This window comes from Arthrobacter sp. AD-310 (assembly GCF_054656615.1).
Genome location: NZ_BAAHNO010000027.1, coordinates 42,492 through 52,576, shown reverse-complemented (window position 1 = coordinate 52,576; position 10,085 = coordinate 42,492). Strand labels below are relative to the sequence as shown.

General features: G+C 68.0%; 11 protein-coding genes. 7 read left to right on the top strand and 4 right to left on the bottom strand.

The genetic code is table 11. The features are described from left to right. Window positions 1-164: 164 nt before the first annotated feature. The gene (locus ACYQ1Z_RS15845) at window positions 165-599 is read right to left on the bottom strand and encodes a hypothetical protein (protein ID WP_459793506.1); all 435 of its coding nucleotides are present in this window, start codon (window positions 597-599) and stop codon (window positions 165-167) included. Window positions 600-734: 135 nt separating this feature from the next. Here ACYQ1Z_RS15845 and ACYQ1Z_RS15840 point away from each other — a divergent pair, with 135 nt between their 5' ends. After that, a complete protein-coding gene (locus tag ACYQ1Z_RS15840) occupies window positions 735-971 on the top strand; it encodes a DUF6480 family protein (RefSeq protein ID WP_459793505.1) in 237 nt (78 codons plus the stop codon). A gap of 83 nt (window positions 972-1,054) precedes the next feature. On the opposite strand, the gene ACYQ1Z_RS15835 is transcribed toward ACYQ1Z_RS15840, so the two are convergent. The 3 genes from ACYQ1Z_RS15835 to ACYQ1Z_RS15825 form a co-directional block, all read right to left on the bottom strand. Then, on the bottom strand, window positions 1,055-2,119 hold the full coding sequence (locus ACYQ1Z_RS15835; protein WP_459793504.1) for an EAL domain-containing protein: 1,065 nt from the start codon (window positions 2,117-2,119) through the stop codon (window positions 1,055-1,057). A 169-nt stretch (window positions 2,120-2,288) separates the two neighbouring features. Beyond that, entirely contained in the window at window positions 2,289-3,824 is a 1,536-nt protein-coding gene (locus ACYQ1Z_RS15830; RefSeq protein ID WP_459793503.1) for a putative bifunctional diguanylate cyclase/phosphodiesterase, read from the bottom strand. Between the two features lie 42 nt (window positions 3,825-3,866). Next, complete coding sequence (locus ACYQ1Z_RS15825) at window positions 3,867-5,543, bottom strand: ATP-binding protein (RefSeq protein WP_459793502.1); 1,677 nt, start codon at window positions 5,541-5,543, stop codon at window positions 3,867-3,869. A 93-nt stretch (window positions 5,544-5,636) separates the two neighbouring features. Between ACYQ1Z_RS15825 and ACYQ1Z_RS15820 the strand changes: the two genes are divergently transcribed. The 6 genes from ACYQ1Z_RS15820 to ACYQ1Z_RS15795 all read left to right on the top strand — a co-directional run bounded on the left by ACYQ1Z_RS15820 (window position 5,637) and on the right by ACYQ1Z_RS15795 (window position 10,071). Further along, window positions 5,637-6,029 (top strand): DUF7793 family protein, encoded by a 393-nt coding sequence (locus ACYQ1Z_RS15820; RefSeq protein ID WP_459793501.1) that lies wholly within the window; start codon window positions 5,637-5,639, stop codon window positions 6,027-6,029. Window positions 6,030-6,064: 35 nt separating this feature from the next. Then, window positions 6,065-6,880 (top strand): class I SAM-dependent methyltransferase, encoded by an 816-nt coding sequence (locus tag ACYQ1Z_RS15815; RefSeq protein ID WP_459793500.1) that lies wholly within the window; start codon window positions 6,065-6,067, stop codon window positions 6,878-6,880. Between the two features lie 133 nt (window positions 6,881-7,013). Continuing rightward, a complete protein-coding gene (locus tag ACYQ1Z_RS15810) occupies window positions 7,014-7,457 on the top strand; it encodes a Rho termination factor N-terminal domain-containing protein (RefSeq protein ID WP_459793499.1) in 444 nt (147 codons plus the stop codon). A gap of 91 nt (window positions 7,458-7,548) precedes the next feature. Beyond that, window positions 7,549-7,965, top strand: a complete 417-nt coding sequence (locus ACYQ1Z_RS15805; RefSeq protein ID WP_459793498.1) for a hypothetical protein — start codon at window positions 7,549-7,551, stop codon at window positions 7,963-7,965. A gap of 98 nt (window positions 7,966-8,063) precedes the next feature. Beyond that, window positions 8,064-8,873 (top strand): SDR family oxidoreductase, encoded by an 810-nt coding sequence (locus ACYQ1Z_RS15800; protein WP_459793497.1) that lies wholly within the window; start codon window positions 8,064-8,066, stop codon window positions 8,871-8,873. Between the two features lie 73 nt (window positions 8,874-8,946). Beyond that, the gene (locus tag ACYQ1Z_RS15795) at window positions 8,947-10,071 is read left to right on the top strand and encodes a glycerate kinase (RefSeq protein ID WP_459793496.1); all 1,125 of its coding nucleotides are present in this window, start codon (window positions 8,947-8,949) and stop codon (window positions 10,069-10,071) included. The last annotated feature ends 14 nt before the right edge of the window (window positions 10,072-10,085 follow it).

Here is a 10,085-nt window from a genome sequence, read left to right as displayed (position 1 = left end):
CCCCCCCCCCCCCCCCCCCCCCCCCCCCCCCCCCCCCCCCCCCCCCCCTCCCCCCCCCCCCCCCCCCCCCCCCCCCCCCCCCCCCCCCCCCCCCCCCCCTCCCCCCCCCCCCCCCCCCCCCCCCCCCCCCCCCCCCCCCCCCCCCCCGCCAGCGTCCTAGCCGCTTATCCGCGTCCGGTGCTGGTTGAGGGGTCCTGGTCGCCCTCGGTGGGATCGGCCCGAAGCTCGTCCGGGTCGCTCTCCGGCAGCCCGCCGGCCACGCCGGAAACGCCGCCCTGGCCGCCGGCGCCTCCCGGCGCTGTGGCACTGCCCGCCAGTCCGCCGTCGTCGTTCGCCCTGTCATTGTCCGTCTCGTCCGTGTCCCCACCGAAGGGATTCTCCGAGACCGGCCCGGGTGCAGGTCCGGTCTTCAGTCCGGGTGCCTTCTCTTTCTCGGCCTCCATGGCGTTGGATCCCTCACTGATGGAGGAGTGGACCTCCACGTCGTCGTTAGGGTCCGTGGGGTCCGGAACGTTCAGCTTCTCCGTGGGCTTGGACGTTCCCGCCAGGTCCTCCATGGCGTTTTCTGCTGCCTTGCCGATGCTGTCGCCGATTCCCATGACTGCTCCTCCTTGACATTGCGTGCCGGGCGCCCCAGCTGCCGCCCCGCTCTACCCTTCCAGAATTATCAGCATGCTTACAATTAGTCTAGAGCTGGGGCAAAGAACCGCGGCCGGGCAGGAAGGACAGGCACGATGAGCAGCTACCATCCGGAAAATGATCCCGCGAACCCTGATCAGCCGGGCAAGGGCCGGGCAGCCGGGGACGCGGCAGGCACGGGCCCCGATGCCGGCCGGGACCCGGCACGCACCCCCAACCCGGACCCCGCCGAAGGCAACGTCACCGGGCTGGAGCCCGGCGGGGGTGTTCCTCCCGGAGAGACGCCGCCGGCAGAGGACCAGATGAGCGGCGACCAGGGGCACGAGGAGTAGACGCCCGGAACGGGTAAAAGGCACAGAATAAACAAGCGGACCGGCGGGCGTTGGCCGGCCGGTCCGCTGGTGTGCGGAACCGCTTAGGTTGCGTCGTTCGCCTGGGGGTTGCGGCCCGTCTTCTCGGGGCCCACCAGCTGCCGGTTGAGCCCGTCCGGGTCCAGCCGGGTGTTCCAGGAAGCCCAGTCTTTGGGCCGGACCGAGGGCCGGCCCAAAAGGTAGCCCTGGCCGGCGTCGATTCCGAGTTCGGTGAGGACCTTCAGTTCCCCCACTGTTTCGATGCCTTCCGCAACCAAGGTGGTGCCGATCTGCTGCGTGAAATCCACCAGGCAGGCGGCCAGGGCGCGCTGGATGCCGTCGTTGTCCACCCCGCCGATCACGTCCCGGCCCACCTTCAGGAAGTCGGGACGCAGGTGGACCATCCGGCTCAGGGCCCCGGCGCCTGAATGCGTATCGTCGACGGCGATCCGCAGGCCCTGGTCACGGAGCGGGTTGATGGCCGCGATGAACTGCGCGTACTCTTCGTCCGCGATGCTCTCGGTCAGCTCCAGCACCACCCTGTTGGCGGGGAGGTCGATGTGTTCGAACAGTTCGGGCAGCCGCGGGTCCAGGCAGGACGTGGGGCTGATGTTCAAGGAGACGAACAGGTGCGGCGGAAGGTCCCGGGCCGCTGCTGCCGCCGATCCGAGGGCGGAAAATTCCAAATTCGCACCCAGGCCCACCGCTGCCGCTTCCTCGAACCACAGCTCGGCGGCGGCGCCGTCGTCGCTGACAAAGCGGGACAGCGCTTCAACGCCAACCACCGTTTTGCCGGCGAGGCCGTAAATGGGCTGAAATGCCGTCATCAGCATCTGGTTTTCGAGCAGCGCACTGATCCGTGACATGCTGCGGATGGCATCGACTTTTTCCGCGAGCTTTGGCGGCATCACGGGCGGCGTGAGCCGCATCTGCCGTACACTTTCGGGCGTTTCGGCGGTGTTGGCGTCGCTGCGCCGAGTTTCCAGCAGATACTCCAGCAGGGCCCGCTCCGGGACCCCGGGATTTTCGTCGAGGCTGTTGCTGAGGCGTTGACGGACGGCCGCGCCGGACGGATCAGTGTCCGCCAGGACTGCGGCAATAATTCCCCATGCCTGTACACGAACCGACATTAGCTACGCCCCCAGTTGACGAAGTAATGACCCAGTGGCCCATTAATGTTCAATTTCTAAACGCCTTAACTCCGGTGAATACGGTTCACCCCAGCTTGCGCGGCCAGGAAAACCAGACACCGCACGTTGATCGTATATCGGCGGCACCAAAAGCGCAGTAGTTTATTGGTTACTGGTTAGCGCTTTCCTGCTGTCCCGCCAACAAGGCCGGAATCTGCTCCGGCGGAAGGGGCCGGCTGAAGTAATAGCCCTGGGCGCTCAGGCAGCCCAGGCCGCGCAGGATCTCGGCCTGCTCCGCCGTCTCCACGCCTTCCCACACGGCTTCCAGCCCGCAGGCGCGGACCAGCTGCAGCACCGCCGCCACCAAGGCCGGCTGGCTGGGATCGGTCTCCAGCCCGGAGATCAGCGAGCGGTCCACCTTGACCCGGTCCACCGGGAGGCGGCGCAGGTAGCTTATGGAGGAGTAACCGGTACCGAAATCGTCGATTTCGATGCCCACGCCCAGGCCGCGGAGGCCGCCCAGTGAATAGCGGTCCAGCTCATTGCCCTTGACGATCGCCACCTCGGTCAGTTCCAGGACCACCTGTTCGGGTTTGACGCCGGTTTCCTTCAGCACCTGCCGGACGTCCTCGATGAACTGCAGGCTCTGCAAATCGGTGGCCGAGATGTTGATGCGGACCGAGAACCTGGTGTCCACCAGTGCCGCGTCAATCCAGGCACGGAGCTGGTGCACGGCCGTGCGGAGCACCCAGAGGCCGAGTTCGGAAATCAGCCCGGCGTCCTCGGCGAGCGGTATGAACTCGTCGGGCATGATGAACCCGCGGGTGGGATGGTTCCAGCGGACCAGGGCCTCCACGCCCTCAACCCGGCCGGTGGCGAGCTCCACCACCGGCTGGTAGTGCAGCATCAGCCCGTCGTTCTTGATGGCCGCGCGGAGGTCGTCCACCAGCTGGCTGCGGAGCCGGCGCATCAGCAGCAGTGCCGGCTCGAAGCGGTGCAGCCGGTTCTGGCCTTCGGCTTTGGAGGCGTACATGGCGACGTCGGCTTCCATCAGCATGTCCTCGGGCGTTTGCCCGCCACCGCCCACGCTCAACCCGATGCTGGCACCGCAGCGCACGCTGCGGCCGGGCAGTTCGATGGGCTCTTTGAGTGCCGCAAGGATCCGGTGCCCCACAGCGGTGGCCTGGTCCGGGGTGGCCGAAGGCATCACGATTGCGAATTCGTCGCCGCCCAGCCGCGCGACCACGTCCGCGGCCCGCACCGCTCCGCGGATCCGTTCGCCCACGGTGATCAGGACCTGGTCGCCCGCTGTGTGGCCCATGCTGTCGTTGATGGACTTGAAGGCGTCCAGGTCCAGGAGCAAAATGACAGGTCCCTCGCCGGGGCTGCCCGCGGCCTCGAGGGCGTTCCTCAGGGCGTCGATGAGGGCGGACCTGTTCGCCAGCCCCGTGAGCGGGTCCTGCATGGCCATCTTCTGCATTTCGAGGTGTGCCTCGTGCAGGAGCTGGGTGCGGACCTGCACGCGCTGCTCCAGCTCCTCGTAGATGATCTGGAGGTCTTCGGCCAGCAGGTTGGTGCCCATGATGATGGCATCCAGCTCGTCACGGGCCGGGGACACTTCGATCCGCGAGCTGAGGTCGCCGGATGCCAGCCGGACAATGCCTTCCAGCAGCTGGGAGAGCCGGGGATCATTGTCGGCGAACATCAGGGTTCCTCCTTCCCTCGCTCAAAATCTGACAGCGGCCGCTCAGTTGGCCCGGGAGCGGTCGGCGTCCAGGGGGAGGCTGACCGTGACGGTGGTGCCCGCGCCCAACGTGGACGCCACATCTATTTTGCCTCCGTGGCGGGCCACAATGTCCTTGGTGATCGCCAGGCCAAGCCCGGTCCCCGGAATAGCTCCCGACATGGCGTTGGACGCCCGGTAGAAGCGGGTGAAAACATGGTCGATTTCGTCGCTCGAGATGCCGATCCCCGTATCCGCGACGCTCACCGTTGCCCAGCGGGTGCCGTCCTCGGCGGCATGCGACTCGCTGCCCACCTCGATCCGCCCGCCGCTGGGGGTGAACTTGATGGCGTTCGAGACCAGGTTGGTGAACACCTGCTGCAGCTGCACCTCGTCCGCGAGGATCTCCGGGTCCTCCGGGACCGGTTCCACAGCGATGGTCACGTTCTGCTGCCGGGCCAGGGGCCGGAGCGCGGATGCCACGATGTCCAGGGTCTGCCCCAGGCGGACCGGGGTGAGGTGCATCAGGGTGTCATCGAGCCCGTTGCGGGAAACGCTGAGCATGTCCTCGATCAGGGTGCGGAGGCGTTCGGTGTTCCGCACCACGATGTCCAGCATCTGGTGGACCTCGGGGGAGACAGGCTGCTCGCTGCTCTCCTGGATCATGTCCAGGTAGGCAATGATCGATGTCAGCGGCGTGCGGAGCTCATGGTTGACCGTGGCGAGGAAATCGGTCTTGGCCTTGTCCAGCTGCTGGAGCTGCTTGACCACCTGCTGCTGGCTGCTGATCAGGTGGCTTTGGATGAGCCCGTGCGCGGCGTTTCCGGCCACGTGCTGGATGAGTCCCAGCTCCGCGCGGGACCACTTCCGTGCCCGGTCCGCCAGGGTGATCCAGATGATGCCCAGCGAGGAACTTCCTTCGCCCATGGGGACCGCCAGGGTCGAAAACGCAGGGGTAAGGTCCGACGACGGCGCGTCACCGGCCGTCGTCGTCCTGCCGTCTGCGGGGGCGGGGCCACCGTGCTCGCCTTCCTCGGCTTCGCCGGCTTCGGAGGAGAGCGTCTCGGCTCCCGCCCACAGCAGGTCGGCCGTCCTGCGCGCCTCGTCCTCGTCCGGCAGGACGCTGTCTGGCAGCGGTCCCAACCCCGGGCTGTCCCATGAGGCGTTGATCCGCGGGACCCGCTCGTCCTCGAAGGTGACCAGCCGGACATGGTCGGCCTTGAAAGTGGTGCCGAAGCCGGCCACCACATGGTCCGCAATCTCCTGCGGATCATTGGTTGCCCGAAGGGCGGCGGACACCAGGCGCAGTTGCTCGCGCAGGGCTTCGGCGTCCTGGCGGGACGCGGTGCGGCGGGCCACCAGGTCGATCAGGGCCGAGGCGCGGTGTACGAGCTCCCGTGGGGCCGGCGGTTTGGTGATGCAGTCATGGATTCCGGCGGGGCGGACGGACGTTTCGGCAGGATTGTCCAGGTCCACCATCACCAGGACGGGCGCCTCTGAATCAATGGCGGGGAGCAGCGGCGCGTCCGCGACGATCACATCAGGCCGGCCTCCTGCCAGCAGTTGGACCAGTGCTCCGGCGTCCCCGGCGGGGAGCACGTGGAAGCCGGCGTCCTGCAGGGCTGCAGTGTTCCGGGCCAGCCGCCCGGCGTCGGGGTCTGCCACCACGGCGGTCCGCGGCACGCCCAAGTCACACGGCATGTCAGCCGCCACAATGACCCCTTCCCTCCCAGTTGAGTACATTGTAGGGGGATGCGGGGCGGGCAGCTCCAGAAAAATCGCAAGGAGGGCAAAGTGACGGACCAGCCGGCAGAAGATGCCAAAGCGGACCTGCGCCTGGACGGCGGCGGCGTCCTCCAGCTGCATTGGCCCCGCGGTGCCTCCATCAGCGAGGCGGACGCGGAGAGCGCGATGCGCAGGGTCAACGAACTCTGCGGCGAGACCCGCCGCCCCATGCTCGTGGACATGGCGACGACGGAGAAGGTGAGCCGTGGTGCCCGGGCCGTGTTCGGCCGGCCCTGCCAGGCATCACGCATCGCCCTGCTGGGATCCTCGCCCGTGGATAAGGTGATGGCCAACTTCGTGCTCGGCGTCAGCAAGCTGCCGTGCCCCACCCGTTTCTTCACCTCCCGCACCGAAGCCATGGCCTGGCTGACGCTGGACGGCGACCCCGCAGCCTCAGCCTGACGGCAGTGGCCGGGTGTGGGACATATATTTGACGGGTGCCCTCCCCTGCGACGTCGCCAGCGAAAGCAGTACTGTCCGCCCTGCGGAAGTACCTGCTCATCCCCAAGCTTGTCCGCCTCTCCCGCTCCGCGCCCAAGGACAGGCCACTGGCATGGGACAGGTACTGGGCCGGGATCACGGCAACGGGCCCGGGCGGAGAAGTCCTGTGGGACTCCGGAACGGACAATGAATTCGTCGGCTACAAGGATGTCCTCCTGCGCCACCTGGACACCGGGCTGCCGGTGGTGGACGTCGGCTGCGGGCACGGCAGCTTCACCCGTGCTCTCGCCGGGATCTTCCCGGAGGTTGTGGGGGTGGACATCTCGGAGCATGCGGTGGTCCGCGCCCGCGCGGAATCCGAAGGGCTGGCCAACGTCCGCTTTGAAGTCCGCGATATGACCGCGCCCGGTGCGGAGAAGGGCTTCGACGGCGGCGCCAACGTCTTCATCCGCGGTGTCCTCCATGTCCTGGATGAGGCGGACCAGGCAGCTTTGGTGGAAAACCTGAGGCTCCTTGCGGGCAAGCGCGGAACGGTCTTCCTGGCGGAGACCAACTTCCAGGGAAATCCGGTGGAGTACGTCTCGCATCTGGGGGCCAGCCCCCGGGGCATCCCCGCCCCGCTGGAGCGGGCAATCCGCGGACTGCCCATGCCGGGCCGTTTCGGGGCCGGGGAGCGGGCGAAGGTCCTGCCGGCCGCGGCCTGGGAACTGCTGGAGGACGGGGAGGTTGCGATCGAAACCAACCCTGCCACCGGAGTGGCGGGGCAGAGCCGGGTGCCCGGCTACTTTGCCGTGCTCCGCCCCCGCACATAACGCCTGCAGTCCCCGCTGCAACCCTGTGGTTAGCCGCCGAATGCGGCCCGGGGCCTTGACACGGGGCCCGGTCGGGAGGCTCCATGGTAAGTAGACTTACTAGTTAGGGACCATTGGGGAAAGGACAGCCACTATGGCGCAGGATAAGGGCAACAACACGCGCGACGCGGACAGGGACGGCGACGACCTGGGCGCCGGGCCGGACGAAGGAAAGATCCGCCGCGGGCCGGAATCGTCGAAGTCCCTCGATTACTCCCAGGAAGTGACCTCGCCGGACGACGAACCCGAGCGCGAGGGCCGCAGCCTGGCAACAACGCACCACGAAGTCATCCGGCAGTGGGCCGAGGAGCGCAACGGCGTCCCGGCAACAGTGGAAGGCACCGAGCACGGCGACCACCTCGGCGTACTGCGGATCGACTTCGGTGGCGGGAACGACAAAATCCGCCACGTCAGCTGGGAGGAATGGTTTGAAACCTTCGACTCCCGGCGTCTGAACTTCATCTATCAGGAACAGCGCAGCGACGGGCAGCAATCCAACTTCTTCCGGCTGGAAAACCCCAACCGCGAAGACGCCTAAGCCGCACCCGCGCCCCCTCGTCACCGCGGCACCGGAGCTTTATCCGGGGCCACTTCGGCGACCGCAGGCGCAAGACCACCAGGAAACCACAATGCGAGAAATCATCCCGTCAGGCTCCCTTCGGGGCCTGCTGCTGCCGCCCACCTACGGAAGCCACGTCACGGAATCCACTGCCTTCACCGTCCTGTCGGTGGAAATCTGGACCACCGGGCTGCTGGTCAACATCCAGATGGCATCCGAGGGCGGCCCGCAACCCAACATCATCCTCCAGGACCACTTTGGCACCACCTACACACTGAAGGACTCGGCTGTCCTCGGTTCCCGTGTTTTGCAGGTCTTCACCCCCTCGCTGCCCCCGGGCACCAGGAGCCTGACGGTCAAGTCCGCGGACGGTCCCCAGGCCCGGCCGGCGGTGACGTTCGCGGTACCGCTGATGGCTGTCCCCGACGAACCCGACGAAGGGGAGGGCGGCTACCCGCAGGAGCCTGAACTGCGCCGCCCTGCCTGATCCCACCCCACGGCACCAGCCACACGGGGCCACAGCCCCCGCCGTGAACCGCGTCCCTTTTTCGATGCAAGCACCCTGACCTACCGAAAGGCTGCCCGATGCAAGACACCAGCAAGTTCGCGCCCTCAACCGCCATCGTCACAGGATCAGACTCCGGAATCGGCAAGGCCACCGCCGTTGCCCTGGCCAGGGAGGGCATGGACGTAGGCGTCACGTGGCATTCGGACAAGGCAGGGGCGGAAAGCACTGCGGCGGAAGTCAGGGCGCTCGGCCGCAAAGCGGCAGTACGACAGCTGGACACCACCGACCTGAAGGCGGCGGCCGGCGTCATCGATGAACTGGCCGAAGAACTGGGCGGCGTGGATGTCTTCGTCAACAACGCGGGAACGGGGGAGGGCACCAAGTTCCTGGACCTGGACATCGAGCAGTGGAAGCAGACCCTGGACACCAACCTCAACGGGGCGTTCGTCTGCCTGCAGGCCGCGGCGCGCCGCATGGTCAAAGCGGGCAAGGGCGGGAGGCTGATCGCCGTCAGCAGTGTCCACGAGTTCCAGCCCCGGGTTGGGTCCTCCGCCTACGACGCGTCCAAACACGGGCTGGGCGGGCTCATGAAGACGCTCGCCCTGGAGCTGGCAGGTCACGGGATCACGGCCAACACCGTGGCTCCCGGTGAAATCGCCACCCCGATGACGGGCCAGGAGGATGAGGACCCCACCACCACGGACCGGCCGGGAGTACCCCTGGGCCGGCCCGGGGATGCCAGGGAGGTGGCCGCCGTGATCGCCTTCCTGGCCTCGCCGGCGTCCAGCTACGTTACCGGCGCCGCGTGGGCCGTGGACGGCGGCATGCTCCAGATGGGGCCGCAGGCGGGATCTCACATCACCAGCCACGAGTGGCGCGAAGGCTAGGAGCATCCCAAGAGCGCGTCCGTGTTACGGTAGGGCAAGCGCTTTCCCTCTGCCTGCTGGCATGATGGAGCGCATGCGCATCCTCATCGCTCCGGACAAGTTCAAGGGCTCCCTGACGGCAGCCGAAGCCGCCGCGGCCATCGCCGAAGGCGCGCTGCGCGTCTACCCTGACGCAGTGGCCACGCAGTTTCCCATCGCCGACGGCGGCGAGGGCACCCTCGAGGCGGCCGTCGCCGCCGGCTACGAGGAACGGTTGAACGCAGTCACCGGCCCCATCCTCGCGCCGCTTGGTGCCGCCTGGGCCATCCGGAAGTCCGATGGCGGCAAGGTCACCGCCGTCATCGAGACCGCCCAGGCCTCCGGCCTGGCAGACATGGAACCGACATCGGAGAACGCCCTCCGGGCGCACAGCTACGGCTGCGGCCAGCTGATCGCCGCCGCCCTCGACGCCGGCGCCACCGAGATCGTGCTCGGGCTCGGCGGATCGGCGATGACCGACGGCGGCAGCGGTGCCCTGCGCGCGCTCGGCCTCAAACCGCTCGATGCCGCCGGCAACGTGGTGCCGCTCGGTGGCGGGTCCCTTGCCGACGTCGCCTCCCTCGACACCAGCGCCCTCGATCCGCGGCTCTCCGCCACCACTTTCCGGATCGCCGTCGACGTCCGGAACCCGCTGTACGGCCCCTCCGGCGCCGCGCACGTCTTCTCCCCGCAGAAGGGCGCCGACCCGGACGCGGTCGAACGGCTCGACGCCGGGCTCCGCAACTGGGCCGCCATCCTGCGGGAGGCGACAGGCCGGGACGTGAATGTCCCCGGCGCGGGCGCCGCCGGCGGCTTCCCGGCGTCGTTCCTTGCCTTCACCGGCGCCGCCCTGGAAGGCGGCTTCGCGCTGGTCGCGGGATTGACCGGGCTCGCCGACCAGCTGTCCGGCGCAGACCTGGTGATCACGGGCGAGGGGTCCATGGATTCGCAGTCCCTCACGGGAAAGGCGCCCATTGCGCTCGCCGATGCCGCCCGCGAGAAGGGCATTCCGGTCATCGTGGTGGCCGGGCGCATCCTGGTGACCCTCGAGGACCTCGCCGGGCACGGAGTGGTGGCAGCCGCCCAGCTCCTGGATGTGGCCTCCAGCCCGGCAGACGCCGTCGCAAATGCAGGAAAGTACCTGGCCTGGGCAACCAGCCAGGTCCTCGAAGGGGCGTAATTCTCCGCCCTGCC